Source organism: Microcoleus vaginatus PCC 9802, assembly GCA_022701275.1.
GTDB classification, from domain to species: domain Bacteria; phylum Cyanobacteriota; class Cyanobacteriia; order Cyanobacteriales; family Microcoleaceae; genus Microcoleus; species Microcoleus vaginatus_A.
In genome coordinates, this window is record CP031740.1 from 3,460,498 (window position 1) to 3,485,770 (window position 25,273).

Consider the following 25,273-nt stretch of genomic DNA (forward strand, 5'->3'; position numbering starts at 1 on the left):
TTTGAGAATAAGCAATTGACAATTGGGGAATAGGGTGCGATATAGGAGATTTGGAAATCTCTTAGTTTTTCTTCCCTGTTTCCGGTTGATTCCTTCACCCTTCTACCAGTTATTCTTCGCCTACACTCACATCCTCTTCTACTTCCTCTTCTAAATCATCGTAAGGACTGTCGTCAACTGCCATCAGTTCAGAAATTTCTTCTTCGTGCAGATAGTCGGGTTCTTGGACATCCCTTGCTAACAGGCGATTGTTAGATTCCAACCAGTCTAAAAGAGAAGATTGCTGCTTTAATGGAATTACATCCGCAGGCAAGTGGCGAGGTATTTGACGCAGAGATGGGTTGTACATGATTCTTGGTTTTTAAAGACAAAGACGCGATCGAGTAGAGGTAACGTTTTGCCGACGAACTGCTCCTTTGATCAAGCACTTGCAAATCGGGCATTTAGCAAGGCTAAAGCATTATACCACAGGCACTGTTTGGTTCCGGATCGGATAAGATGGGAGACCCAAAAGGCGATCGCCCCAATCATGGGCCTCAGAATAACACTAAAATCCGCTCTTGCCAATCCTTCTTTAGCCGTAAGCATAGTCATCCTAAACGATCGTCTTTAAGATATCGCGGGACACGCGGCGATCCTATTGTGCAAGCTTCGCTAACGGCAAGGCGTTGATTCACAACAGTCTCCTGGTTTTTCATCAAAGCCTGAGCCCGAATGCCCTCTGGCTTCTTCAGTCAACTCTCAAGCAATAAATCTCAGAATGGATATAACGGCAGCGGTTTTATACAACAAAGAGGGTTACCACACCGGAGGGCAAAAACTTCTGGGGCGTCATTCAGCCGGAGAAGGGTTTCTCAAAAGCTTAGTCCAACACGGAACCGCTGACTCTCTCTACTGTTGCGCCGATAGCGCAACAACCTTTAAGGAATTTTGTTCGCACATCCAACCTTGGCTGCAAAAGCCTCGGAAAGTTCGCTGGATTCCCATGGAACGACCGGATTTGCTATCTCAACCGGGCACAATTTACCGACCCGATCCGGTCCTGTCGCAGATGGTGTGGGCGCGCAGATTTGTCGATCAGCGGGCCTACAGCGTTTGCGGCGTTACTCACACGATCGGTACAAAATACATCATGGAGGCGCTCGGCGATTTGATCACCGCACCCATGCAGCCTTGGGACGCCCTGATCTGCACCTCTACAGCCGTGAAAACAGCAGTAGAAGGAGTTATGAGGGAGTGGTCTGAATATTTAGCGCAGCGTAACGGCGGTAAACCGGAAATTTTGGTCAAATTCCCCGTTATTCCCCTAGGAGTGGATTGCAGCGCGTTTCCGCAGGGTCTGGAAGCAGTTAATAGTCGCCGCCTACTACGACAAGAACTCGGGATTTCTCCCGAAGATATTGTTGTGTTATTTGTCGGTCGATTGACTTTTTCTGCAAAAGCTCATCCGGTACCCATGTACATCGCCCTAGAACGGGCATCACAACAGACAAAAGCCAAAATCCACTTAATTCAAGCCGGTTGGATCGAAGATCCGAGAGAAGAACCCGACTTTAAAAATAGCGCACAAATATTTTGTCCCTCGGTGAATGCTATTTTTTTAGATGGGAGACAGCCGGAAATTAGAACAAATATTTGGTCGGCGGCAGACATTTTCATTTCGCTGTCCGACAACATACAAGAATCCTTCGGACTGACACCAATAGAAGCCATGGCGAACGGACTGCCGACCATAGTCTCCGATTGGAACGGATACAAAGAATCTGTACGCCACGAAATAGACGGCTTCCGCATTCCCACACTCATCCCGCCCCCGGAATCTTGTTTAGATTTAGCCCTAAATTATCTTGACGGCAGCTTAAATTGGCCGACTTACATGGGTCACACTTCCCTCGCCACAGCCGTTGACATTGATGCTTGCACCCTGGCGTTTTGCCAATTAATTGAAAACCCCGAATTGAGAAAGCGGATGGGGGAAAATGCGAGAGAAAGGGCGAGGGAAATTTATGATTGGAAAGTAGTAATTGCTGCTTACGAACAATTGTGGCGGGAATTAGCAGAGATTCGCCTTGCGGCACCGGAGTCAGCACCTTTAAAACCCGGGAAGCCACCTTATCCCCTAGGCGACGATCCGTTTCGGGTATTAGGTAATTATGCGACTAGAAGTTTAAGCAATGAGATGATGCTGAGTCTGGGTGCGATGGCCACACCAGAACTTCTGAGAGAGTTGCAAACAATTTGGTTTACCAGCTTCGGTCAGGACAGAAGAATCTCTGTTAACATTCAGAGGGAGATATTGGATGCGATAGAGCAAAAGGGTGCTGTCAGCGTCGGAGAAGTTCTCAGGCGTTATACCAAAAACGACCAAGAATTAGCATCCCTGTATCGGACTCTGCTCTATCTGGTGAAATTTGGTATCTTAGTTATTAGTTGTTAATACTCTGCGGACTCGGCGATTAAAATCGCTACTACACAAAATTTCGTCCCTCTCGCTTGAGACTGAAGAAAATATCGGTCTGACTTTTGCTTCACGTTCGATAATTAATCCGTGTATTCGTGTCAAAATCCGTGTCGTGCCTTCCTTCTTAAAAAATCATGCTTAGAAAATCTGCACTATTAGAGATAATTGCTGGTAAGAATCGCGGTTTGCTGGCGACTCCTAGCGACAAACAAGCGATTTTAAGTGCGATGGCCAAATTGGAAGATTACAACCCCACACCACGCCCTGTCGAAGCCGCAGAGCTTTTAAATGGTGATTGGCGGTTATTGTACACCAGCAGTCGCGACCTGCTGAATCTTGACAGTTTTCCCTTGGTTAAATTGGGTCAAATTTATCAATCTATCCGCGTCAAAGAATCTAAAGTTTACAACATTGGCGAACTTTACGGCTTGCCTTATTTGGAAGGAATTGTCAGTGTAGCGGCGAGATTTGAGGCAACTTCCGAACGCCGAGTGCAGATCAAGTTTGAGCGGTCGATTTTCGGTTTAAGCAGGTTGATTGGCTATGAATCTCCGGTTAAGTTTATCAATGAGATTGAGTCGGGGAAAAAGTTCGCTGCTGTAGATATCGGGCTGGATACTCGCGAACAGCAGGGATGGCTGGATATCACTTATTTGGATAAGGATTTGCGGATTGGACGGGGGAATAAAGAAAGTGTTTTTGTCTTGACAAAAGAGTGATTTTATGATGTGTGATTAAGTGCGATCGCAATTTCATCGGGGTTTATCCGCGTTCATCTGCGGTTGAAAAAATAAAATCTATTACTTTAACAAACATTTCAAGACTGCATAAGTATTGTTACTCCGTCAGTTTTGTCTGTTCTTTCTTTTCCGTCGGCATTGACTTTCTGACAGCTAGCACCAACTCCGCTTCGCTACATCGATACAAATCTCGCATTCGGAATACTTGCCAAACTTCCATCTTTGGCAAGGTTCGGCTTTTTTCCCAGTTGCGAATAGAAGACTCCGCGCATTCTAGTTCCCGTGCTACGTCTAAGATTGTCAGCCCTGCACGTTCTCTCAAGGCTCTCAAATCCATAGCTGAATAAACCTTTTAATATAGTAAGTGTCAATATTTAGCGCCAAGTATTGACACATGAGGTGAGTTTGGTGTTTAATCATAGTAGTAGAGGCGTTAGTCGATTTCCGGCAAGAGACTTACTAACGCCCTTTCCTGTAGCCCATAGAGGATACTAAACCATCATGCCACAAAACGGTTATCAACAGGGATTCGCAGCGAATCCTGGGGCGATCGCGTACCAAAAACGGCTGTACCCTTGGGCGATCGCCAAACTCATGCCCAGTATGCAGCGGGCGATTGTGGGGCGATTTCGCAGTCGATCGGATGCTGACGGACACTTGCTGTGCCTGCCTCAACTGATGCCTCAAGCAACGCTTGTCGTAGTCTTTGACTTGCAACCAGACTAAAACTAGGATTAACCCCCCGTGGTTGCCCCTCTAAGAGTAAGGTAGACACGGGGGCATTACCCATGCAAGTTGTTCACAATTCATACAGGATTGCTATATATATTTAAGTTAGTTACTCATTATCAGATCTTTGATTTCCCCAAGCTTCACAGTTATGATAAATTCTCACAAATCATATAGCAAGCCTATATGATTTGTGAGTAAATTAAGATCGCCCGTTAATCCAAAACAATATAACTGAAGTACGCACGAGCGCAGCTATCCCGTAGGGAATCGCCTACAATAGAATCAACACTTCTCCTCTCAAGCGCCATGCAAATTGTTTTGTCACCTGAAGTCGAAGCCCTCGTGCAGCGTCAACTCACGACTGGCAAGTACAAAAGTGCGATCGAAGTAATCCTCGCAGCCATTCAACTCCTGGAACAACAAGAAGACATTTATCAAGGACGACTGCAAGAACTTCAACGAGACGCAGTGATTGGCCAGCAAGCATCCCAACGTGGTGAAGTCGTAGACGGTGCAATCGCAATCGCACAAATCCGCGCCAACCTGCGATCGCGCTACAGTTCATCAGAAGCATGACTCCCAAATTTCGCCTCACCGAACCCGCAATTCAAGACATCGAGCAAATTGTAGACTACATCGCTCGTCAATCGGGACTCGATATAGCCGATCGCTTTTTAAGGAAGATCGACGCAAAATTTGCCAAAATTGCTCAGTTTCCCAACCTGGGACGACAACGAGACGAAATTTTACCAGGTCTACGCAGTCTCCCGATGGATAACTATCTTATACTCTATATGCCGATCGGACAGGATGTAGATATCTTTCGAGTTGTCAGTGGTTATCGAGATTTATCAGCCCTGTTCACCGATGTTGATGATTGAATTCAATTCATCTCAGAACAAGAGATAGTTTGGGGGCAGAAACTCTTATAAATTTTTCATAAAAAGTATCACAAAACCTTACTACAAACCAACAATATCACACCCAAAAATGCTCCGACTCTCGCAAACCCAACTCAAGATTCTCGAAGAATGCCCCCGCAAATTCCAACACAGCTACCTAGAACTCCTAGCCACCACCGCCTCCCCAGAACATAAAGAAAAACTCACATGGGGAAGCCACTTTCACCTATTAATGCAGCAGCGAGAGCTCGGACTTCCCATTGAATTTATCATCCAACAAGACCCCGAGCTGGGACGCTGTGTAGCAGCATTTATCAACACCGCACCCGAACTTTTCGCCGATTCAGAAAATAGCGACAACATTTTTCGCCAAGCCGAACACCCCCGCACCCTAATTTTCCAAGACTACCTATTCACCGTTATCTATGACTTGCTAATAGCAGAACCAAACTCCGCCCAAATTCTCGACTGGAAAACCTATCCCCGCCCTCAAAAATCAAAATGGATAGCCGAAAGTTGGCAAACTCGCCTCTATTTATACGTCTTAGTAGAAACCAGCGACTATTCCCCCGAACAAGTTTCCATGACATACTGGTTCGTACAATTGCAAGGAGAAGAACCGCCGCAAAAACTCACATTTTATTACAGCCAAACAGAACACGATCGCACAAAACAAGATTTAACCCACCTATTGCAGCAGCTAACCGACTGGCGACAGCGCTATACCGAAGGCGGCGAATTCTTACCCCAAGTAGAAATTAGTTCCAATCTTTGCGATTCCTGTCAATTTGCCACTCGCTGCAACCGCACACCTGACACCCAAGCTTCCTCCCCAAATCTTCCGGCAGAAACTCCCACGGATTGGCTACCAAATCTTGCTATAATCGACGAAATATTTATTTAATATATAAACAAACCCCCCAAATTTTACTCGTTACTAGGCTCTGCCTGGTAACGCAGATAGGGAGGCTCTGCCTCCTATTTTCCCGATCGTAAGCGAGGCAGAGCCTCTGGAAATGGGTTCCCAGGCTCTTCCTGGGAACCAGTTAGTCGCGTAAGTCTTATTTAACATACAAACAAGCCCCTAGATTCATCTGTAGTCACAATCTAAAATCTAAAATCTAAAATCTAAAATCGAATGACAGAAACCCCTCAAAACTGGCAAAATCAACCCTTACCCCAACCCCCAGCTTGGCTGATCCAAGCTGTCAGAAACCACGCACCAGAACTCCCCGGAAACTATGCCGCAACACTTCTCTGGTATAGAGGAATTCAAAACCCCGAACAAATACCCGGTTTCTTAAACCCCCAACTTTACCAACCAGCAAGTCCCTTTGAATTCGGACTAGAAATGAACTGGGCAATAGAAAGAATCCAGCAAGCACGAAACAGCGCAGAAAAAGTAGCAATTTGGGGAGACTTCGACGCCGACGGCATTACCTCAACCTCCGTACTTTGGGACGGACTGGGAGAATTTTTTGCTCAAGACGACCAACTAACTTATTACATTCCCAACCGCTTCACCGAATCTCACGGACTCAACATCCCGGGAATAGATGCCTTAGCAAAATCGGGAATCAGCTTAATTATTACCTGCGATACCGGCAGTACAAACATCGCCGAAATCGAATATGCGACTAGCTTAAACATCGATACAATTATCACCGACCATCATACATTACCCGACGATCGCCCGCCAGCTACAGCCATTATCAATCCCCGCTACTTCCCCCCAAACCACCAACTATTTAACCTCTCAGGAGTTGGAGTAGCCTACAAATTAGTTGAAGCATTATATCACACATTACCGGATATTCCGCAGCGCCCGCTCACAGATTTATTAGAATTAGTAGCGATCGGCTTAATTGCCGATTTAGTCCAACTTACAGGAGACAGCCGCTACCTAGCACAAATCGGCATCCAACAACTGCAAAAACAAATCGCAAATCCCACCCGCCCGGGAGTTGCAAAATTGCTCGAACTGTGCAAAAGATCGGGCGATCGCCCAACCGACATTTCCTTCGGCCTCGGCCCCCGAATCAACGCCGTCAGCCGCATTCAAGGATCAGCCAGCTTCTGCGTAGAACTCCTCACCAGCCGCGACAAAAAACGTTGCGAAGAACTAGCCAATTTAACCGAAATTGCCAACACCAGACGTAAATCTTTACAAAAAGATGTTGCCAAAGATGCCGCCAACAAACTAGCCAAACTCGACCTTTCAACTACTAGCGTCATCGTCCTCAGCGACCCGCAATGGCCCGTAGGTGTATTAGGATTAGTAGCGGGACAAATAGCCCAAGAATACGGCCGCCCGGTGATTTTATTCAGCACAGAAGGAAGCGAAAAAATTAATGAAAATTCCCCGGAAATGCAATTTACCTCCTTCTTAGATTCCGAATCACCAACACTTTCCCCATCCAAAATTGCCAGGGGCTCGGCGCGTTCCGCCAATCAAATCGACCTTTACCAATTAGTCAAAGATCAAGCGCATTTATTGCACAGATTTGGCGGTCATCCTTTCGCCGCCGGATTGAGTCTCCCAGTTGAAAATATCCCCCTATTTACCGATGCAGTTAATCAGCAACTGCGACAACAATACAGCACCGATAGTTTAACAGCCACCCCCATTCAAGCCGACTTAAAAATTACTGTCTCCGAATTAGGCAAAGACTTATTTCAAGAACTAAAATTGCTCGAACCTTGCGGTATGGGCAACCCCGCACCCAAATTGCTGATTGAAAACTGCTGGTTTGAGAATCTTTGGAATCAAAAAATTAAGGATTTGAAAGGGCAAAAAGTAGAATATATCAAAACAGAATTTACCATTAGGGACGAATCTAGCGATACGGGATTTCCCGGTATTTGGTGGGGACACAATCAAAATGAAGTTCCCCAAGGCCGCTGCGATGTCACCGTTGAACTCGATTTTAATACTTACAAATCGCGGTATGAAGTGCGCCTCGTATCAGTGCAAGAACGCACGGAAGACAACCAAATAAATTCTCAGACTCCAATAGATTGGATTGTAGACTGGCGCAATAGAAATAACGATGAAGAGTTATTAGGCGCTAGCACAAACTTAGAATCTCAAATGCCGATCGACAATCTAGTTTACAATTCCCAAAAAGCCGATCGCGAAAACTCGATCGTCCTCAAAGAATGCCCCGCAAGCTGGGACGAACTGCGGATCTGGTTTCGGCAAGCACAGCACACTCAGAAAAAACTTGCGATCGCCTATACATTACCCCCACTCGTACCCCCACAGCAAATCTGCCAACAGCTAATCGGCATCGCCAAATACCTCAGCCGCACCAACAAACCCGTCACCAGACAGCAACTCCGCCAAAAACTCGGCATCAGCGACACATCGCTGCAACTAGGGTTCAAAACCCTAACATATCTCGGTTTCCAAATCCATTACCGCGATCGAGCTTTCCACATCGCCAGACAAGCCGAAACCGCACAGCAGCAAGACGCGCTCGATCACATCCCCAAACCCTTATTAGATAGCCAATCCATTCAATTCTCAGTGCCAAATTCCCCGATTGCCGCGCGTTTTGCAGCGCAATTCCTAGCAGCAGTCTCCGAAGAACAATTCCGGCGGAAATATTTCTGTGAAGTACCCCTCTCCACCATTGTGTCGATCGCCCGAGAGACCGTTTTCCAAGAAGATTCTACAGCAAATCCCTTCTAACTGATATCTAGCACGATTGTTAAGCATAGGCAGGATGACAGTTCCACTCATGAGATAACTTTTATTGTCGGGCCCGCACTCGCTCCCGCCGGTGGGGCTGCCTTTCTCGCCTGTGAAGCGAGAGAGGTTTTTGTAGATGTGGCTTAACAGGCCTATTCCTGACACGGAGGCAACATCTCAGTTCTAAGAAATATCTTAGTTCGGAATTCATCCCGATAAAATAAGGCATAGGGCAATGGGAGTTATCCGTTGCGAGTCAGACCAAAAACTCATAACTCCTAACTCACAGGCCAAAACCCAAAACTCCCCACCGCCAAACTCGATCGCCCATCTCCAATTTAAAACCCCTATGCTTCTCTGTCCCCGCTGCCAATTTGAAAATCCCAATCCAAACAAGTTTTGTCAACAATGCGGAAATTCCCTAATTTACAAACCTTGCCACGAATGCGGTGCCCAAGTCGCTTTTAGCGCCAAAGAATGTCAGAATTGCGGCGTCGCAACAGGTCAAGTGTGGCGGGCCATTATCTGCGGTCGATCGAATTTTCCAGCAGTCGAGCCACACGAGTCAACCATACCCCCAGCCGAGTTTCCCCAAAAACCAGAGATGGTTCCAGAAATCGCATCGCCCCAAAACTCTGCTGAACCAATCACAGACGCCATTAAAACAGAAATCACCACCCCAGCCGAACCCCAAACAGCCGTAGAACCAACTTCTCCACTGACCGAAGTCCCCGAATTCAGCAGCCCAGAAATTGACGCTGTGGTAGCCGTGGGGGCGATCGCACCAGCATCCTTTCAAACAACCGAAAAAAGCTCTAATACAGCACCAGAGCGCCAAATAACCCCATCTGAGCAGATTTTTACAACCGCACCACACCCTAAACAAATCCAGGAAGCAACAGAGAACCCCGACAGCCCAAACATAGCTGACATCTCCCCCCAATCTCCACAATTCCCCGTCCCCAATTCAGAATATTTAATCCCTTCCCAGCCAGCGGGAGCTTATTTAGACACTCAGCAGCGCTACCAACTCCTAGAAACCGTGCCGCCGAGAAAACGCTCAGACACAGTAGCAGTAACAGTATTGGACTGTCAGCCGCTGGAAATGTCACCCCTCAAAGCCATGCTAGCAGCCAACTCTGCCAGCGTCGCCAGACGAACATCCCCCTATAGCGCAGCAATCAAACGCGGAGAAAATTCAACCAATTCCGCCTTAGCAGAGCTGTGCCAAGGCATAGCTGAACCTTATCTGGCACTCCGGTGGCAATTCTCTCAAAACCTGCCAGTCATTCACGATAGCTGGTCAGACAACGAACAGGCAGTGCTGCTGCTAGAAGACTGCTCCCAATGGCCGCTGCTGGTAGAACGGTGGAGTCAACCTGAAACTTCCACCCAGCAAATTTTATACTGGCTGCACGAAATGACAGAACTGTGGGCTGCCCTAGAACCCTGGCGCTGTCGGCAAAGCTTGTTAGAACTGACAAATTTGCGAGTCAACCCCGACTCTTCCTTTTCCTTGGCTTCTTTGCGACTGCAATACCTCTATCCCGAATCCGCCGGCTCAAACCTGCAACTGGTAGATTTGGGGCAATTGTGGCAGGTGATATTTAGCCAGTCCGATCATCGCACTCAGTTTGGCGCCCTGCTCGAACTGCTGCAACAAATGTACAGAGGCGAGATTAACACAATCGAAGAATTACGATCGCGCCTAGAAACTGTTCCCCTCGAACTCCAACCCGCACCTTCACCAACCTCAACCCCGACGCGCGGGCCTTTCCGCAGCCCAGACCAGTCCCCCCCCGACGTTGGCGAGGTCTTAACCCAGCCCATGCCAGTCCAGATTTACAGCTTAGAAGACGCAGGTCTCACCGATGTTGGCCGCACGCGCGACCACAACGAAGACTTCTTCAGCATCTGGACTCAGCTCAACAAACTCGAAAGCTCCTTCGGTCGCATCTTTCAAATCAAAGGGCTTTACATTCTCTGCGACGGCATGGGCGGACACGACAGGGGAGAAGTAGCCAGTCAACTAGCCGCTGAAACCCTCAGAGAATTTTTTCAAACCAGTTGGGAAAATCAACTACCTCCTGCAGATACCATCCGCGAGGGAGTCCTACTAGCCAACAAAGCCATCTTTGAAATCAATCAAAAGGACGGACGCTCCGGCAGCGCCCGCATGGGTACAACTCTAGTCGCAGTCTTAGTTCAAGACACCAAATTCGCCGTTGCCCACGTCGGCGACAGCCGCCTCTACCGACTGAGAAAGGGACAAACCCTAGAAAAAATCACCTCAGACCACGAAGTAGGGCAGCGCGAAATAAAGCGCGGGGTTGACCCGGAAACTGCTTATGCCCGTCCCGACGCCTATCAACTAACTCAAGCCATCGGCCCGCGAGACAGTAATTTTCTCAAGCCCGACGTGCAGTTTTTAGACTTGTGCGAAGATACTTTGTTGATTTTGGCCTCCGACGGTTTGACAGATAATGATTTGTTGGAAACTCACTGGCAAAACACTCTCGAACCTCTGTTCAATCCCCAAGCTGATCTCGACCAGGGAGTTGCCCAGTTGATTGAACTGGGTAACAAACGCAACGGTCACGACAATATCACGGCAATTATCATTCGGGCGCAGGTAGGCGCATTTCGATTTTAGAATGTGGATACTCCAAACTTTTTCTTGGCCTAGCCCAAGCCAGCGGCTGCCAGAGTTAAACCTGCCATTGTTCCAGGTTCAGGAACAGCCTCTGAGTTTTCAGAGCAAGGCTTGACTTGCTCTGCTATTACCTATCCGCTGTTGAGGTAGCTTCCGTTTGATTGGAAACCATTTTGCAGCCAGCTCATTCTAGATCCTGGCCCGTCGCTATTCCCAAATATGACCAGATTTGGAGGTGTTCGTATATTTCCAAATGCCCAATTTCCCCACAGATTGGGTTCTTCGGAACCGAAAGGGGAAAAACTTGCCGTAACAACTTGTAATTGAGGTCGGTCAAACGGTGCCGACAAGAAAGGTGAAAGCCTTGTACCCCTGTCGCCAACTCTAGCCTGGGACAAGTTCCACGACAGCCGGAGTAAATTTACCGCAAAATCCTGTACTACAAACCATTTATCGCTGGCCTTAATTTCTAAAAGAGGTGTTCCCACACTTCTTGACGGAAAAATAGCTTCATAAGGAGTCGATTCAGCATAGCTGAAAGAGCCTAGAGCTACAGGATTGTCGGTGTCCTGAAAAAAAGTTAATTTCACTGATGCAGCCTCTGCAGATTAGACTGCGGTCGCCTCCACTCCCAAAATAGCAGCAGCAACAGCCATTTTTTGTAAGTTTTTAGTCATTGTTATTCCGTCCTTAATTTTGATAGGATGAAGTAGATATACTTGGGTAAAAAGCTCGATCTATTTATCAGCAATAATATTGAAAATATTTTACATAAATGAGAGAGCGATAGCATCTTTATGCAATTTTTAATAAAAAATGTGCTTTAATCAAGATTTGATGAAGCTAAGGGCTGAAATCATAGTAATAATACTTATTACGCGAACGATGCAACAGATTGATTTCTAGTAAATTTACGGTTAAACGCTGCAACAGAGCTAGTTATTAGTTCCTCGTTCAATAGCCAGCTATTACAGTTGGCGCTGGGCAAAAGAATTGCCCAGCCAGAAGCGGGGCAACTCCTGCTAGTTATTAGCAGATTAACCACATCCATCAAAAATGCTGCTGACTCTTTTAGACCCAGAAAAACAGACCCCCCTGCAACAGTGGAGTTTCGAGAGCGAATCCATTATTCGCATCGGTCGCTCTCCAGACAATCACGTTGTGATCCCTAACGCTCTAGTGTCGCGACAGCATCTGGAACTGCAAAGAGTTAATAACGGGAGAGCCAGTCAGTGGTACTTAGTCAATTCGGGGACAAATGGCACTTTGGTAAACGGTATTCTCATGTCTCAGGGTTGGATATCCGACGGTGCCCTGATCCAGTTGGCGCGGGGCGGCCCAATTCTCCATTTCCAAGTTATTACTATTGAAGTCGGCGGCAAGATTGAGGCGAACCCCACCGTCAATCTCGCCACCCCGAGGTGTACCCATGCGGGAAACCCGCCGGGGAATTTATTCTGCATCCACTGCGGCGAACCGATTAAAGTCGATCGCACTGTCCGACACTACCAAGTGCTGAGAACTTTGGGCCAAGGCGGTATGGGGACAACGACTTTAGCCTGGGATCGAGAGAAAGCAAAAGCTCAAAAACCCGGAAGTTCCCCCGCAGCATCTCTGGTAGTCCTCAAGGAAATGAATGCTGATATGGCTCAAATAGTCAAAGCTCAAGAACTGTTTGAACGTGAAGCTAAAACTCTCAAGGCCCTCCACCATCGGGGAATTCCTCAGTTTTTTGACTTTTTTGTGGAAGGGGGGAAAAAATACTTGGTGATGGAAATGCTCCACGGCGAGGATTTAGAAAAACGCATCTACAACCGTGGCCCTGTTGCTCCCCAACAAGCAATAGAGTGGATGATCCAAACCTGTGAGGTTTTGGGCTACATTCACTCTCAAAAACCCCCGATCGTCCACCGGGATATTAAACCTGCTAATTTGCTGGTGCGCCACCGCGACAATTGCATTACAGTGCTGGATTTTGGTGCCGTTAAAGAAATCGGCACTCCTCCAGGGACTCGCATCGGCGTTGAAGGCTACACCGCACCAGAACAAGACAGGGGACAGCCTCTCCCTCAGTCGGATTTATATGCTATTGGGCCTACTTTGATTTTTTTGCTGACGGCCCAAAGCCCTCAAAACTTTTACGGGAAAATACCTGGAGGTTACGGGTTTAAGCTCGAAAATATTCCGACGATCGCCCCCAAGCTGCGGGAAACCATTTTGCGAACCACGGCAGCTAAGCCTGGGGATCGCTTTCAAACTGCTCAACAATTAGCTCGAGCTTTAGCAGCTTCCCTTTAATAGAAGTCACAAATCAAAAGTCGCAAGTCATTAGGAAGAGGGCCAAGGGAAGAGGGAAGAGGGAAGAAGCTAGCAACGGAAATTTATGAAAGAAAATTTACCCTATCGCCTCGAAATTTCTCTCCGACACCCCAGTCCTCCGTCTCCTCTGTTATTCCTCGTCCCAAGCTTCTACAGCTATCAACTCGCTCACGGGGTCTTGCATAGAAAAATCAAACTCTAGCAATTGCTGTTTCCAATACGGCCATTCGTCGCCGTAAAGCAGAGCAATTTTCCAAATACTGTCTGTCGGCTTGATAATGTCAGACGTGACAAGAGAATGCACCTGACGCTGGAACTTAACCATCGGCTGTATAACCTGCTGGCTCATAATACCTCTTGAATTGTTTAAATCTTGTGTAATTACAACTTCCCAGCTCACACTTGTTACCGCAGTTTCGCCAAGAACAGTCTCGCCAAGATACGTGTAGATTTTTGTCGGGAAGCTACATATTCAACTTGTATCTTAACACTGTTCGTTTTGACAAGGGCCTATAAGCAGGACTGAAGAGTCAAGACCGACTTCAAAGAATTAATCATCTTTGAAATGTCCCGCTATATGCTGTCGAGTGACAGTGGGAGGCTTGCCGCCGCGATTGTTTCTACATAGTTGTTTCCACATAGTGGTAGATGCAAGGGCTGCGTTCGGCTTGTTCTGGACAAGGCTGAGTTGGCGTAGGAGAAACTGCAACTACTGCTCTTTCGCTGCTACAGCGTAATTTCCGCTTTCCTGCGGGTAAACCACACCTGTTTCACCTTCGACGCTGGGTTCGCTGTGAGAGTGGGGTCTGAGCTACATAAACTGATTATAACTCTACTTACCGCAAAAGCGATCAAAAATTGTTGGATACTGTTGATCGCCACCCCTAAATGTCGATCGAACATTCTAGGCTGCCCCACGTGGGCCAGCAGGCAAGTTTCAAACCCATCGTCCGTCTTGATTCAACAAATCTCAAATCTAAAATCTCAAATCTAAAATTGTATGACTTGGACAAGGCGACACATTCTCACTCTGGCTGATTTTACCTCGGACGAATACGATACGGTGCTGCAAACTGCAGCCAGTTTTCGGGAGGTACTCGGCCGCCGCACGAAGAAAGTGCCGGCCCTGCAGGGTCAGGTGGTCGCGAATTTGTTTTTTGAACCTTCTACCCGGACTCGCAATAGTTTTGAGTTGGCGGCGAAGCGACTGTCAGCGGATACGCTGAATTTTACCCCGGGAAGTTCTTCTCTGACGAAGGGGGAGACTATTCTGGATACGGCTAAGACTTATCTGGCGATGGGAACGGATTTGATGGTGATCCGCCACGAACAAGCTGGAGTTCCCAGCACGATTGCTTCGGAAATGGATCGCTTGGGTTCGAGAGTCAGCGTTCTCAATGCAGGAGACGGCCAGCACGAACACCCATCGCAAGGTTTGCTAGACTTATTTACTATTTGTACTCTGTTAGATACCGAACGTCCGCGGCTGGAACTTTTAGCGGGTAAAAAAATTGCTGTGGTGGGCGATATCTTGCATTCGCGGGTGGCTAGGTCTAATATTTGGAGTCTAACGGCTTCTGGGGCAGAGGTTCATTTGGCCGGGCCGCCGACTTTGCTACCGCTGTTGTTTGCTGAGTGTGGCGACGGTAGGGAAGGCAAGTTATTTTTGCACTGGCAGCTTGAACCTGCTTTGGCCGATGCTGATTTTGTGATGACTTTGCGGCTGCAAAAGGAACGGATGAGCGACCATTTGCTGCCGAGTTTACGAGAGTACCATTCTTTGTACGGGATTACGCGCGATCGACTCCAACTCTGCAAGCCAGATGTGAAGGTGTTGCACCCAGGCCCGGTTAACCGCGGCGTGGAAATTAGTTCGGATTTGATGGACGATGCCCAGTTTAGCCTGATTTCTCAGCAAGTTACCAGTGGCGTGGCGGTGCGGATGGCATTACTTTATCTGATCGGCGGTGGTAAAGTTTAGGGTGTTAGTTGTGAGTCATGAATTTCGGATATTTGATTATTTTCAGGCTAGATCGCCTCGTTACAATAATCGTTACCCAGTATGTCCGGGTAACGATTAAAACTCTTTCTAGAAATGTAAAGTGATCTAGTTAAGAGTTAGGATATCCAGGAAGTAGACACCCAGCCACCACCTTTGAGTTGGGCCCAGCCGTTTTTGTAACGACCGGTCAATTTGACGTGGTCTCCATAATGTAACTTGCCGATTACATGAGAACAGCTATCGGGACGGTGGCGGATATTCAGTCGGCCGCCATTCGTGACAACTTTGGCGTAGCTGTAATTGGCGTGATGGCTTTTCTTGGCGCAGCGGGAGTAGCAACTTGCTTGCGCTTCGCCAGCAACACCCAGAACAGATAAAGCTACTGCCATACCTGCAACGCCTACCCATGCAGAATTAGGAATTTTCAAGCCCAGCTCGTCTAAGGACTTGAGCTGGAGTTCGGACTCTGGAGATTCATAAGCAACAAAAGAGTGGCTCAATGCTAGTGCTTCCATAGTTTCCTCGTAATTGTTTTTAACATTTATTGGTGCAGACTCAGGTCGAAACCTCAATTAACAGCCCAAACTATTAACTTATGTTTCATAAAAGGCACATGAAGGCGTTACGGTTTTGCTTTTGCCTGGTATCCGCCAAGTTGCCTCAACCCTGCACAGGTATATCATGTCATCTAAGTAGCTTTCCGGAACAAAAAAATAAATAAAGTTTACATCTGCTGCTAGAAATTTTGGCGACGAGGATTAAGTAGGAGGGCAGAATTAAAGTTAACTGTGTCATTCAAAAGGGAACAAAGTAATCGCTTGGGGTTTGAGATTTATTATACTGAGTTGCGAATGACACTAATTATTTGCGTGTGCTTTATTGAGTTGCTACAGCAATATCGGCAGTTAATATTATCGAACAAGCATCCTGCTCGTCTTCAATCACGCTCTTATTTGGGTTCGGGCGAGTTATATTGTAGCCGATCGCACTGGTACAAAAGTTCGGGGTGATGGCGTCGGGCCCTCGCCCGTGCTACGATATGGGTCTCAGCATTAGCCACCCCGTTTCCGGGACAAGGATGCAAGATTGATCGCGACTTGATTTGTGTCAAGATCAATTAACTTCTCCACCACCACTTCTTTGGCAATGAACTCTAGCGCTGCACTTTCGATCGGCACAATTCCTCAACGCCATGAATCAGACAGCTTCGCCATTACCTTAGCGCCGTTGTCTGTAGAGGAAATATACGCTTTGGTAGATGACCCGGCGAACGGAGCCGTGGTAATGATGAGCGGTACAGTCCGCAACCAAACTGACGGTCAAGCTGTAGTTTCCCTAGAATATCAAGCCTACGAACCGATGGCCGTGCGAGTATTCCAGCAAATCGCTACAGAAATCCGTCGCCAGTGGGCCGGTGTCAATCGGGTCGCTATTCACCACCGCGTCGGACACTTGCAGGTGGGGGAAATCAGCGTACTGGTGGCTGTTGGCTGTCCCCACCGGGGGGAGGCCTTTGCAGCTTGCCAGTACGCCATAGATACGCTCAAACACAATGTACCGATTTGGAAAAAGGAACATTGGGCCGACGGTTCTAGCAGTTGGGTTAGTATAGGAGCGTGCGAGGTTGTCGGGCATTAGTAACCAGTTAGCAGTCATTGACTGTTTGATGACTGAAGCCGATCGCAGTTTCCGAGCGCGGGAACCAATCGGGATCTGCTAGCGTCAAAAAGTGTGGAATGTTCGATGAGCCAATTCCACCGATGAGCGACTTTATTTCCGTGTCCTGGTCTGCGGTTGTGGCGACCGTTCAAAGAGTGCAATTGCCAGCCGAAAAACTCTCTAATTATGACTTGGTATTGCGTTGTCAGGAAGGAAATCGACCTGAGAGCACTGCCTTTTCAGAACTGTTGAAGCGGTATCAGTCCCACGTAGACAGGGTTCTCTATCACTTGGCCCCTGACTGGCAAGACCGAGCAGACTTGGCTCAGGAAGTGTGGATTCGAGTGTACCGCAATATTAACCGCTTGCAAGAGCCTGTTAAATTTCGGGGCTGGCTGAGCCGCATCGCCACTAATTTGTTTTACGATGAGTTGCGGAAGCGCAAGCGGGTGCGAACTCCGCTGTCGTTGGACGTACCCCGTGCTCTGGAAGATGGCGAGGTAGATTGGGAAATTCCGGCCGACAGTCCGGGGCCTGATGAAGATTTGACGACTAGAGAATTTTACGACCAGTTGCGGGTGGCGATCGCCGATTTGCCGGAAGTATTCCGCACGACAATTGTTTTAAGAGAAATTGAAGGTTTAGCATATGAGGAAATAGCCGAAATGACTGGAGTTTCTTTGGGAACTGTCAAGTCGAGAATTGCTAGAGCTCGCCAAAGATTGCAGTTGGAATTGCAAAAATATCTCGATGGCAATTAGCAATAGTGCTTTTAGAGGCCGGTCAAGAAGCTTTGGTGATGTTTGCTGTCACATCAAAACTTCTCTTTTAAAATATAAATAAGCAGTAAATCATTCTAAGCGCGGGTGCGTCCTTTCTCCAATTAAAGCAATTTTGAAATATGAATTATAACTTTGAATCGGATAAAAATCAGAATCAGCAAGGTATCGGGGATTCACTCGCTGAAACTCAAGCTAACAACAATTATCCCCAGGGGAATGTAACTACTATGATGCGCGATCGCTTTGAATTGCTGAGTGCCTACCTCGACGGTGAAGTGACGGCGACAGAACGTCGGCAAGTTGAGGAGTGGCTGACAAATGACCCCACTACGAAACGTTTGTACTCGCGACTGCTGATGATGCAGCAGAGTTTTCAGGCAATGCCGGTGCCTGCTGCGGAACAATCTGCACAAGAGTTGGCGACGAAGGTTTTGCAGCGGGTGGAACGCAAGCCGAAACAAACTTGGATTTTGGGTGGAGGTGCGATCGCAGCTTTGTTGATTGCGGTGGTGTCTGGTGTCGGTGGTGGCCGCCAATTGTTTGCTCCCGAGTTTGCTCGATCGCCCGTTCCTGCTGAATCTGACGGTTTGATTATGGCTTTAAACGAGCCTCTGGTGGAGATTGTTAATCCTAACGATTTGATGCTTGGGGTGAATGCGCCGATAATGGATATTCCCAAAGTTGGTGTAGCAACCCCTCAAAAGTAATTGCCAAAGGCGCAGTAGGATTTCTGTTTTGAGCATAACTGAAGTCGCTAAGTAAGCTCCCTAAAAAAGGGGGCTTTTTGCCATATTTCCCAATTTTTCAAGGTGGATATATCCTTTGACACTTTCCCCGCTTTGAATGAGGAATTGTGGGGCGCTCGCATCTTAATATGGGAGTAGGGAGCGAGTGGAATTAGAGCGGGCGATCGCACTTGTCACCGGTTTTTTGGAGATGTGCGATCGGCAACAGCAATGTCTCCTCAATTTCCTGCCACACAGTAGGAGATACATTAGAAGCGCTATTGAGGCAATATACCAGCAATTTATTAGCATCGTAATACTTCCTCAGCAATGACTTCTGCTGTTCGCTAAATTGCCAATCGTGACCTATATTGCGATAGGAAATTATGATTTTTCTTAATTCGCTAGTCCAAACTTGTCCGTTAGCTTGCCACCATTTCCTAAATATTTCCTTGTCACCATCGGGCTGAGGTAGCTGTTTCTTAAGTTCTTGCAGTGCTTGCATTAATTCAGGTTCAACAAGAGGGATAAGAAGAATGTCGTGGGCAAGACTAAGGGCTGGGTCAATAGCACCGTCGAGTACAGGCAAAATGGCAAGGTCAAGAACAAGGTCCAGGGTAATTTCAACAGCAGGGTCAAAGGTATATTTAACGGCAAGGTAAAGGGCTGGGTCAAGGAAACGTTCAGGGTTACGATTAAGAGCAAGCTCAAGGCATGGAAGAAGGGAAAAGTAAAAGAATCTGACTGCCGCAGGTTTGTACGGAAAATCCACAGAAAGGGATTTTTGATTTACCCACAGTAGGAATTGCTGCAACTGCTCATCCTCAGCGACCAGTCCATCAACTTGTTGTTTCATTAACAGTAAAAAATCATCAGCTTTTTGCAACATCCCAACTGCTAAGAACAATACTTCTCGCCAACGCTTCTCGGTCAGGTGGCTGACCAGTTTTTCCAAAGCTTGTGAATCGCAATTATTAACTATTTTTATAGCAGTGAAATACTCTTGGAATGTTAGATGAGAAAACGAATAAATCCCTCTTGCCCTCTCCACTAATAAGCCATGTTGTGCCTCGATAGCCTTCAGCACAATCTCACTATGGCTCTCCAACTGAACGGGGTCAGTTGTGCCATCTGGCAAGTTAGCTAGATAGTCGGCAATCAATTGCTGAACTGTGTTTTTTTCAAAAAAGTAATCGCCCCGTTCAAAAGTAATAGCTGCCACAAAAGCAAGTAAATGTTGCTTGTGGGAAAAATTTAAATTGCGATAAACTTCATCCCGTTGAATCCCTCTGGTTTCATCCCATTTTCGGAGCATAATTTCCAGTCCTTCCTCATACAACTTGGCTCGGTTGGATGGAAAATCTGCTTTGGCTTGGAATACTAAACAAGTCAGATTCAACAATATAGGCGTTACTGCCAGTTCTCGGATTTGCTGATTTTTATTCATTTTTAGCTGCTCTACAAATTGAGATGCTAAAGCTTTACCTGCCTCCCTATTCTGGGAAAAGGCCACAAACCAATTGCGAGCAAAGGCAGCGATTTGCTTGTTATTAAAATCGGCTACCTCAACATTGGTAAATCCTTCTTCGTGAAATCTGTACTTAGAAGCGGCAATTCGACAGGTAATAATAAACTGATTGTTGTAATACTTTCCGGCAAAATGACGAATCTGTCTGACGACTACATCGCTATCTGATTCTGGCACTTCATCTAAGCCGTCCAGCAAAATCAGCCCTCTGCCTTGACTGAGTGCGAATTCAGTTTGCGATCGCGCCTCAACTCCGCAACTGGCAAATTCGTCGCTGATATATTCTAATAAGTCAACATTAGCGATTTCAGCAAAGGTTTTGAGAGAGATAAAAATCGGTATTTTGTTGGCTTCAAATTTGGCGCGATCGCACTGAATGGCGATGTGTTTCAAAAAAGTAGTTTTACCGGAACCCGGTTTGCCGAGTACCATTAGTTTAGAGTGAGATTTCACCGCATCCAATCCTGGTACTCGTTTCTGATGCACTTTGCCTAATCCCAAGCGGTTAAAGTTATCTGCATCTGGGTTGAAGTCTCTCAGTAAATCGCGAATTTCTCCCGGCTGCCAACTGGTAATTTCCTCCAAAATGTTGACTTCAACGTAGAGGTTGCTGACATCAACGGGCTGTGCAATATCCAACAGTTGCATTTTGCTGTAAAGCTGTTGGATTTTGCTGTGGCATTTTTGCCGTATCTCTTCGACTACCGAATCAATAGGCTGTTGACAAAAATCTCTAACCCCCCCAACCGCCTCTTGGTAAGGGGAGGCTAAAGGAGGACGATCGACAATTTCTTCCCAATTCAACTGCAAAATCGTGCAGAAAGCCTTGAAAGCATTGGCTTTTATGGGTTCTCTTCCTCCTAAAAAGCGCCTCCAAGTGGGCAGCGAAAGACCATCGGCATAGGGTCCGGCCTCTGTCCAAGTTCGATCTGGATCTAATGCTTTACTAGCTTCTACTAGCCATCTGGGGTCTTCTATCGTCGAGCCCCTTTCTCTTCTAGCTTGCCTAATTTTTACTAATCCCTCCTCAGAGGCTTTGAGGGTGGTCATTATATAATTTACTTATCTCATTGTCAATGTCAGTTTTCGCTCAGTTTAGCGATCGCAAACTGAGTTTGTCAAGACCCGAGCAAAAAAGAGAAAATGATCGGGACAACAACTGCACGGCATACGGGAAAAGTCAGGCATAAATCATGCAAACTTAATCGTTTAGAATGCCACTCTCTTTTTTAGGTAAAAAAGTACACATTAAATGATGACAAAGGATAGCACCATGAGAGATAACATAGATGAAATTCCGTCAGGTGGGATAGGTATAAAAATTATTGGCAAAATTGCCGATGAGCTAAGTTATACCCGCACTTCTGACGGTCGAAACTGTCTGTTCATTGTAAAATATTATCAGCAGCCTGGTCTAGTACCATCCCAACACAGCCTTCAAGATGGTTTTTTTAAGCGCGCGATCGATGTTTTAAACAGCTTTAATTTCAGGTTTCAAAAGCAACGAAATCGCCAAGCGGAGCCAAGTTATAACCAGCAAGTTCAAAAATTTAGCCTTCAAGTAAATACTGAGATCAAGGCTGTTGCTCAAGTTTTATCGTGGGTTGAACAGTTAGATACTCTACCAATTCCCCTAGTCGTTTTGCATCAGTGTAAACTTGCTGTGATTGAAGGGTTTACGAATGCTGTTCGCCACGCTCACAAAAATCTGCCATTAGAAACTCCGATAGAGCTTGAAATAATGGTATTTAACGAACACCTAGAAGTAAAAATTTGGGATTGGGGAGAGCCTTTTGACATTCAAGCGAAGTTGAAAGAAGAATTGCCCCAAAAAAATATGTATTAGTTGGAACGATGTGGGATTTACGCTTCACTAAAGCTGTTCGGTAATCGCCAGTTATCCCTTGACAAAAAAAAGAAACTTTTTTGTGATGACTACTGATACTACTCCCAAGATTCTCGTTGTGGATGATGACCCAGCCATCCGCAATCTAGTTCATCGTTTTTTAACTCAGAAATATCCAGTAGATTAGGCAGCAGATGGCGAAACGGCTTTAGAATTGTTTGAGAAATTAAAGCCACTGCTAGTAGTTCTTGATTGGAATTTGCCGGATACTACAGGCTATCACCTCTGCCAAGAAATGCAGCGCCGTACTAATGTTTTTGGGATTATGCTAAGCAGCCGCACCCAGGAAGCTGATAAACTTAAAGTCCTGTCGGCCGGTGCTGATGATTATATCTGTAAACCCTTTGGTTTGGCAGAGTTGGCAATTCGTATAGAAGTTGTGTTGAGACGGATGAGGCCTGTCACTTCATCACGTATTGTATTCGATCAATTCGCGATCGATTCAGCGCGTCGGGAAGCAACACTCAACGATCGCATTATCAAGTTAACAGCCTTGGAATTTAAGATATTGTATTTTTTGGCTAGTCATTCCGGTTAATCTTGGCGTCGCCAACAGCTAATTGAAAAAATTTGGGGGGTGGAACTGCAACGACACAAGAGAAGAGAAAGTTGTTAGCGTACATATCGGTCAGATTCGCAAGAAAATGATTCAAGTTGATGCTACTGGATCGCAGTTTATTAAAACTATTCGGGGTTACGGTTACAGGTTCGATCCGCCCGATCACACGGCAATGGCAATTTCCTAAGCTCATCGGCATTAACCACCTTATTTGGTGAAAAACATATTTTCCCACCTGCCGTGGGGCAGCCAGATGCCTCCTAGGGAACGAACGCGATCCGGTAACATGAAGTAAGCCCAAGCCGTGCCTAAAGGTTTGAGGTGTGGATCAAAGATTTCGATTTCCTGTCGCTGATATTCGTTTTGTGTCGGTTCCCGCAGGGGATGATAGTCTTCCAATCGGTCTAAATCGTCCAAAATAGCCGAGTTTGCGAAACTGAGGAGAAAACCGCAGACTGTGCCATCTCCGGCCATCATCGCAGGATAGCCGATCGGCAGCGCAAAAAGTTGACCGCGGGCGATCGCGGGGCAAGCATCCACAACTTTTCCTTCGCAGTAGCGGAGGTAGTTGGACTCCCCGGGTTTGAGTGTGCCGTAGACAAAGACTTTCATCGGGTAGGGCTTAACCGCTAGTTTTTGCTAACATAGATGGCTAAGCTAATAGTTTAAGTCTCGCGGGCGATCGCGACTGCAATCTTCCTAAATTTCGTTGTTTACCCTTTCTTATAATTCATGACTCTAGCAGTTAGTTTTATTGCTTTTGGACTTCGGCCTTTGTACTTGAGCTCTTTTTTGCCGTCCCTGCCCCTTGACAGCTTGTTTTCGACTCAAGGGATTATGGTAATGCTGCTGGCCGCCTATGCGGGGGCGATGTGGATGTTTCTCACCAGTGCTCCGAAGGTACACACGGTGATGGTATCCGATCTCGGGCAAGCGAGGGAGTTCTATGAAGGTATGCTAAACCTGCCCGTAGCAGAAGTGCCGCTGCACTACTACTACAATTACGAGCAAACTTTGGGCACCACTGGCATCGATCCGCTGTATTTGTCGCCGAATGTCGGGAGGGCAACCACCTCTCAAACGCTGGGGAGTCCCGATGGTTTGTGGTATCAGTTGATGAAAAATACCCAACTGCACATTATTAGCGGGGCCGGTGCAGGGGAAAAAAATCGCCAGCGTCACGTTTGTTTCGATCGCGAATGTTTGGATCAGTTATTGATGAGGGTACAAACTCGGGGCATTAGTTATAAAATTCGCCGGGAAAAGCCGCTGAATTTTTTGGTCAAGGATTACGACGGCCGCGTGATTGAAATGGCTGAGGTTAGTAATTAAGTAGGTCGTTCTAATTAAACGTAAAACGATCTCCCGCGCTACCCCCGACTTCTTTTGGTGGGTAATATCATTCCGGCTGTGCCGGAATGATATTAGTCGCGAATACGGTTGCTCTCCCGAGAGAGAATGGCTCAATAAAAAAATGATAAGAATAGTTGAGATTTTTGAGAGATCACTATATTTTAATTAAACTACCTTGATTGGTTTCCGGAGATTTTTGTATATTCCCAGAATAATCAGTAACACTCTTGTTAACTAAACCTTGGAGATAAGTAGAAATGACAGAAGTTGAAGCCATTGTGGCAAGTTTGTGGGAGCTGGATGATGATGTATTGGAAGCTCAGCTAGGCTCTCGCGTACAAGCCATAGGGGATGATGTTGCTGGACGTGGAGCAGGAGGGATAGACCCAGCTTCCTTGGAATCTATTGATGTGAACGTTGCGGCTAGAGCATCCATCGATCCAAGATTTTTAGATGCTGGTCGGCAGCTTGTCGATCGCGTCAACCCCTTAGTTTACCAACTTATGTGCAAACCCCTCGGAGACGATGCAGAGACTCAGAAGATTTTAGATGAAACAATAAATCAGAACTATACCAAAGCGGCTGGGATGTTGGCTCCTGTTTTAGTCAGTGGAGTTGGGTTAGCTCCTGCTGTTGCTACTCTCCTGGCAACTCTAATTATCAAAAAAGTTTCCAAATACCTGGCTACTGGAATTTGCGAGACTTGGGAACAAAATCTACCGAAGTCTGCAAGCTGAGCTACAAAATGGAATTAGCAGAGGTACTTCAAAATGATAAAGGTTAGTGGCTTACCAGTTAATATTACCAAATGCGATCTGGATGAGCTTTTTTCACCCTACGGTACAATTCAAATAACGGAAAATTCTGTTGTCCTAAAAATCCAACAGATTGAAAGTATTGCACATCTAGAACTAGACAAAAACGAACAACTTGCTATTCAAGAACTAAATAACACAAAATGGCGAGACAAATATACCCTTCTGGTCGCTCCAATCAGAAGAGATGAACTTGAGATCCGGCAGCCTGGAGGAGGCAGAACCACAACCAAGAAGTTCCGTTTAAAGGAGAAAATGCCAGAAGGAGGTGGGCCAGATGACCGAGGTCAGCCTGGAGGAGGCGGAACCCCGAACCCAAGAGGAGGTCAGTCTGGAGGAGGCGGAAACTCAAATAAATAGTGGGGAGAATTCAACACATACAGCAGCAAATTGCAGGTTTATGAAGTACACCCCAAAAACTGAGTTTCCCCGAAGTGAAGAGA

At 46.6% G+C, this 25,273-nt stretch carries 25 protein-coding genes and 1 pseudogene; 18 read left to right on the top strand and 8 right to left on the bottom strand.

What is annotated here, in order from left to right; all coding sequences use genetic code 11:
• Positions 1-109 precede the first annotated feature (109 nt).
• The gene (locus tag D0A34_14050; GenBank protein UNU19846.1) at positions 110-349 is read right to left on the bottom strand and encodes a DUF3134 domain-containing protein; all 240 of its coding nucleotides are present in this window, start codon (positions 347-349) and stop codon (positions 110-112) included.
• A 411-nt stretch (positions 350-760) separates the two neighbouring features.
• On the opposite strand from D0A34_14050, the gene D0A34_14055 reads away from it, so the two are divergent.
• Positions 761-2,437, top strand: a complete 1,677-nt coding sequence (locus D0A34_14055) for a glycosyltransferase (GenBank protein ID UNU19847.1) — start codon at positions 761-763, stop codon at positions 2,435-2,437.
• Between the two features lie 158 nt (positions 2,438-2,595).
• Positions 2,596-3,180 carry a fibrillin gene (locus tag D0A34_14060; GenBank protein UNU19848.1) on the top strand — a complete coding sequence of 195 codons (585 nt, stop codon included), beginning with the start codon at positions 2,596-2,598 and terminating at the stop codon, positions 3,178-3,180.
• Positions 3,181-3,298: 118 nt separating this feature from the next.
• Here D0A34_14060 and D0A34_14065 read toward each other — a convergent pair whose 3' ends face one another.
• On the bottom strand, positions 3,299-3,538 hold the full coding sequence (locus tag D0A34_14065; protein ID UNU19849.1) for an XRE family transcriptional regulator: 240 nt from the start codon (positions 3,536-3,538) through the stop codon (positions 3,299-3,301).
• Between the two features lie 164 nt (positions 3,539-3,702).
• On the opposite strand from D0A34_14065, the gene D0A34_14070 reads away from it, so the two are divergent.
• The 6 genes from D0A34_14070 to D0A34_14095 all read left to right on the top strand — a co-directional run bounded on the left by D0A34_14070 (position 3,703) and on the right by D0A34_14095 (position 11,182).
• Positions 3,703-3,927: a hypothetical protein gene (locus D0A34_14070; GenBank protein UNU19850.1), complete on the top strand. Its 225-nt coding sequence runs from the start codon at positions 3,703-3,705 to the stop codon at positions 3,925-3,927.
• Between the two features lie 312 nt (positions 3,928-4,239).
• Positions 4,240-4,509, top strand: coding sequence for a type II toxin-antitoxin system ParD family antitoxin (locus tag D0A34_14075; protein UNU19851.1), 270 nt, complete (start codon positions 4,240-4,242; stop codon positions 4,507-4,509).
• Entirely contained in the window at positions 4,506-4,814 is a 309-nt protein-coding gene (locus D0A34_14080; protein ID UNU19852.1) for a type II toxin-antitoxin system RelE/ParE family toxin, read from the top strand. The genes D0A34_14075 and D0A34_14080 overlap by 4 nt, the downstream gene beginning before the upstream one ends.
• A 109-nt stretch (positions 4,815-4,923) precedes the next feature.
• Positions 4,924-5,739: a PD-(D/E)XK nuclease family protein gene (locus D0A34_14085; GenBank protein ID UNU19853.1), complete on the top strand. Its 816-nt coding sequence runs from the start codon at positions 4,924-4,926 to the stop codon at positions 5,737-5,739.
• Between the two features lie 234 nt (positions 5,740-5,973).
• Positions 5,974-8,529 carry a single-stranded-DNA-specific exonuclease RecJ gene (locus D0A34_14090; GenBank protein UNU19854.1) on the top strand — a complete coding sequence of 852 codons (2,556 nt, stop codon included), beginning with the start codon at positions 5,974-5,976 and terminating at the stop codon, positions 8,527-8,529.
• A gap of 349 nt (positions 8,530-8,878) precedes the next feature.
• The gene (locus D0A34_14095) at positions 8,879-11,182 is read left to right on the top strand and encodes a serine/threonine phosphatase (GenBank protein ID UNU22294.1); all 2,304 of its coding nucleotides are present in this window, start codon (positions 8,879-8,881) and stop codon (positions 11,180-11,182) included.
• A gap of 29 nt (positions 11,183-11,211) precedes the next feature.
• On the opposite strand, the gene D0A34_14100 is transcribed toward D0A34_14095, so the two are convergent.
• Both D0A34_14100 and D0A34_14105 read right to left on the bottom strand, forming a co-directional pair.
• Positions 11,212-11,310: a PEP-CTERM sorting domain-containing protein gene (locus D0A34_14100; protein UNU22295.1), complete on the bottom strand. Its 99-nt coding sequence runs from the start codon at positions 11,308-11,310 to the stop codon at positions 11,212-11,214.
• A 3-nt stretch (positions 11,311-11,313) separates the two neighbouring features.
• Positions 11,314-11,772 carry a hypothetical protein gene (locus D0A34_14105; protein ID UNU19855.1) on the bottom strand — a complete coding sequence of 153 codons (459 nt, stop codon included), beginning with the start codon at positions 11,770-11,772 and terminating at the stop codon, positions 11,314-11,316.
• 466 nt (positions 11,773-12,238) lie between these two features.
• Between D0A34_14105 and D0A34_14110 the strand changes: the two genes are divergently transcribed.
• Positions 12,239-13,480: an FHA domain-containing protein gene (locus D0A34_14110; protein ID UNU19856.1), complete on the top strand. Its 1,242-nt coding sequence runs from the start codon at positions 12,239-12,241 to the stop codon at positions 13,478-13,480.
• A gap of 151 nt (positions 13,481-13,631) precedes the next feature.
• Here the strand turns inward: D0A34_14110 and D0A34_14115 are convergent, their stop codons facing one another.
• Positions 13,632-13,850: a DUF4327 family protein gene (locus D0A34_14115; protein ID UNU19857.1), complete on the bottom strand. Its 219-nt coding sequence runs from the start codon at positions 13,848-13,850 to the stop codon at positions 13,632-13,634.
• A 651-nt stretch (positions 13,851-14,501) separates the two neighbouring features.
• Between D0A34_14115 and D0A34_14120 the strand changes: the two genes are divergently transcribed.
• On the top strand, positions 14,502-15,482 hold the full coding sequence (locus tag D0A34_14120; protein ID UNU19858.1) for an aspartate carbamoyltransferase catalytic subunit: 981 nt from the start codon (positions 14,502-14,504) through the stop codon (positions 15,480-15,482).
• Positions 15,483-15,619: 137 nt separating this feature from the next.
• On the opposite strand, the gene D0A34_14125 is transcribed toward D0A34_14120, so the two are convergent.
• On the bottom strand, positions 15,620-16,018 hold the full coding sequence (locus tag D0A34_14125; GenBank protein ID UNU19859.1) for an SH3 domain-containing protein: 399 nt from the start codon (positions 16,016-16,018) through the stop codon (positions 15,620-15,622).
• Positions 16,019-16,649: 631 nt separating this feature from the next.
• Between D0A34_14125 and D0A34_14130 the strand changes: the two genes are divergently transcribed.
• From D0A34_14130 to D0A34_14140, 3 genes are all read left to right on the top strand, one after another.
• A complete protein-coding gene (locus D0A34_14130) occupies positions 16,650-17,141 on the top strand; it encodes a molybdenum cofactor biosynthesis protein MoaE (GenBank protein ID UNU19860.1) in 492 nt (163 codons plus the stop codon).
• Positions 17,142-17,263: 122 nt separating this feature from the next.
• Positions 17,264-17,923: a sigma-70 family RNA polymerase sigma factor gene (locus tag D0A34_14135; protein UNU22296.1), complete on the top strand. Its 660-nt coding sequence runs from the start codon at positions 17,264-17,266 to the stop codon at positions 17,921-17,923.
• Positions 17,924-18,063: 140 nt separating this feature from the next.
• Positions 18,064-18,651, top strand: a complete 588-nt coding sequence (locus D0A34_14140; protein ID UNU19861.1) for a transcriptional regulator — start codon at positions 18,064-18,066, stop codon at positions 18,649-18,651.
• Between the two features lie 190 nt (positions 18,652-18,841).
• Here the strand turns inward: D0A34_14140 and D0A34_14145 are convergent, their stop codons facing one another.
• A complete protein-coding gene (locus D0A34_14145; GenBank protein ID UNU19862.1) occupies positions 18,842-21,247 on the bottom strand; it encodes an NACHT domain-containing protein in 2,406 nt (801 codons plus the stop codon).
• Positions 21,248-21,470: 223 nt separating this feature from the next.
• On the opposite strand from D0A34_14145, the gene D0A34_14150 reads away from it, so the two are divergent.
• Positions 21,471-22,043, top strand: a complete 573-nt coding sequence (locus D0A34_14150; protein ID UNU19863.1) for an ATP-binding protein — start codon at positions 21,471-21,473, stop codon at positions 22,041-22,043.
• An 85-nt stretch (positions 22,044-22,128) separates the two neighbouring features.
• A pseudogene (locus D0A34_14155) lies at positions 22,129-22,849 on the top strand (DNA-binding response regulator).
• A gap of 20 nt (positions 22,850-22,869) precedes the next feature.
• Here the strand turns inward: D0A34_14155 and D0A34_14160 are convergent.
• Complete coding sequence (locus tag D0A34_14160) at positions 22,870-23,274, bottom strand: gamma-glutamylcyclotransferase (GenBank protein ID UNU19864.1); 405 nt, start codon at positions 23,272-23,274, stop codon at positions 22,870-22,872.
• A gap of 120 nt (positions 23,275-23,394) precedes the next feature.
• Here D0A34_14160 and D0A34_14165 point away from each other — a divergent pair, with 120 nt between their 5' ends.
• The 3 genes from D0A34_14165 (at position 23,395) to D0A34_14175 (ending at position 25,190) form a co-directional block, all read left to right on the top strand.
• Positions 23,395-23,994 (top strand): glyoxalase-like domain protein, encoded by a 600-nt coding sequence (locus tag D0A34_14165; GenBank protein UNU19865.1) that lies wholly within the window; start codon positions 23,395-23,397, stop codon positions 23,992-23,994.
• A 278-nt stretch (positions 23,995-24,272) separates the two neighbouring features.
• Positions 24,273-24,752, top strand: coding sequence for a hypothetical protein (locus D0A34_14170; protein ID UNU19866.1), 480 nt, complete (start codon positions 24,273-24,275; stop codon positions 24,750-24,752).
• A 33-nt stretch (positions 24,753-24,785) separates the two neighbouring features.
• Positions 24,786-25,190 carry a hypothetical protein gene (locus tag D0A34_14175; protein ID UNU19867.1) on the top strand — a complete coding sequence of 135 codons (405 nt, stop codon included), beginning with the start codon at positions 24,786-24,788 and terminating at the stop codon, positions 25,188-25,190.
• Positions 25,191-25,273 lie beyond the last annotated feature (83 nt).

Excerpts from the sequence above, each read along its gene's own strand:
- D0A34_14050 (UNU19846.1), bottom strand. The coding sequence starts at position 349 with ATGTACAACCCATCTCTGCGTCAAATACCTCGCCACTTGCCTGCGGAT.
- D0A34_14055 (UNU19847.1), top strand. The coding sequence starts at position 761 with ATGGATATAACGGCAGCGGTTTTATACAACAAAGAGGGTTACCACACC.
- D0A34_14060 (UNU19848.1), top strand. The coding sequence starts at position 2,596 with ATGCTTAGAAAATCTGCACTATTAGAGATAATTGCTGGTAAGAATCGC.
- D0A34_14065 (UNU19849.1), bottom strand. The coding sequence starts at position 3,538 with ATGGATTTGAGAGCCTTGAGAGAACGTGCAGGGCTGACAATCTTAGAC.
- D0A34_14070 (UNU19850.1), top strand. The coding sequence starts at position 3,703 with ATGCCACAAAACGGTTATCAACAGGGATTCGCAGCGAATCCTGGGGCG.
- D0A34_14075 (UNU19851.1), top strand. The coding sequence starts at position 4,240 with ATGCAAATTGTTTTGTCACCTGAAGTCGAAGCCCTCGTGCAGCGTCAA.
- D0A34_14080 (UNU19852.1), top strand. The coding sequence starts at position 4,506 with ATGACTCCCAAATTTCGCCTCACCGAACCCGCAATTCAAGACATCGAG.
- D0A34_14085 (UNU19853.1), top strand. The coding sequence starts at position 4,924 with ATGCTCCGACTCTCGCAAACCCAACTCAAGATTCTCGAAGAATGCCCC.
- D0A34_14090 (UNU19854.1), top strand. The coding sequence starts at position 5,974 with ATGACAGAAACCCCTCAAAACTGGCAAAATCAACCCTTACCCCAACCC.
- D0A34_14095 (UNU22294.1), top strand. The coding sequence starts at position 8,879 with ATGCTTCTCTGTCCCCGCTGCCAATTTGAAAATCCCAATCCAAACAAG.
- D0A34_14110 (UNU19856.1), top strand. The coding sequence starts at position 12,239 with ATGCTGCTGACTCTTTTAGACCCAGAAAAACAGACCCCCCTGCAACAG.
- D0A34_14115 (UNU19857.1), bottom strand. The coding sequence starts at position 13,850 with ATGAGCCAGCAGGTTATACAGCCGATGGTTAAGTTCCAGCGTCAGGTG.
- D0A34_14120 (UNU19858.1), top strand. The coding sequence starts at position 14,502 with ATGACTTGGACAAGGCGACACATTCTCACTCTGGCTGATTTTACCTCG.
- D0A34_14125 (UNU19859.1), bottom strand. The coding sequence starts at position 16,018 with ATGGAAGCACTAGCATTGAGCCACTCTTTTGTTGCTTATGAATCTCCA.
- D0A34_14130 (UNU19860.1), top strand. The coding sequence starts at position 16,650 with ATGAACTCTAGCGCTGCACTTTCGATCGGCACAATTCCTCAACGCCAT.
- D0A34_14135 (UNU22296.1), top strand. The coding sequence starts at position 17,264 with ATGAGCGACTTTATTTCCGTGTCCTGGTCTGCGGTTGTGGCGACCGTT.
- D0A34_14140 (UNU19861.1), top strand. The coding sequence starts at position 18,064 with ATGAATTATAACTTTGAATCGGATAAAAATCAGAATCAGCAAGGTATC.
- D0A34_14145 (UNU19862.1), bottom strand. The coding sequence starts at position 21,247 with ATGACCACCCTCAAAGCCTCTGAGGAGGGATTAGTAAAAATTAGGCAA.
- D0A34_14150 (UNU19863.1), top strand. The coding sequence starts at position 21,471 with ATGAGAGATAACATAGATGAAATTCCGTCAGGTGGGATAGGTATAAAA.
- D0A34_14160 (UNU19864.1), bottom strand. The coding sequence starts at position 23,274 with ATGAAAGTCTTTGTCTACGGCACACTCAAACCCGGGGAGTCCAACTAC.
- D0A34_14165 (UNU19865.1), top strand. The coding sequence starts at position 23,395 with ATGACTCTAGCAGTTAGTTTTATTGCTTTTGGACTTCGGCCTTTGTAC.
- D0A34_14170 (UNU19866.1), top strand. The coding sequence starts at position 24,273 with ATGACAGAAGTTGAAGCCATTGTGGCAAGTTTGTGGGAGCTGGATGAT.
- D0A34_14175 (UNU19867.1), top strand. The coding sequence starts at position 24,786 with ATGATAAAGGTTAGTGGCTTACCAGTTAATATTACCAAATGCGATCTG.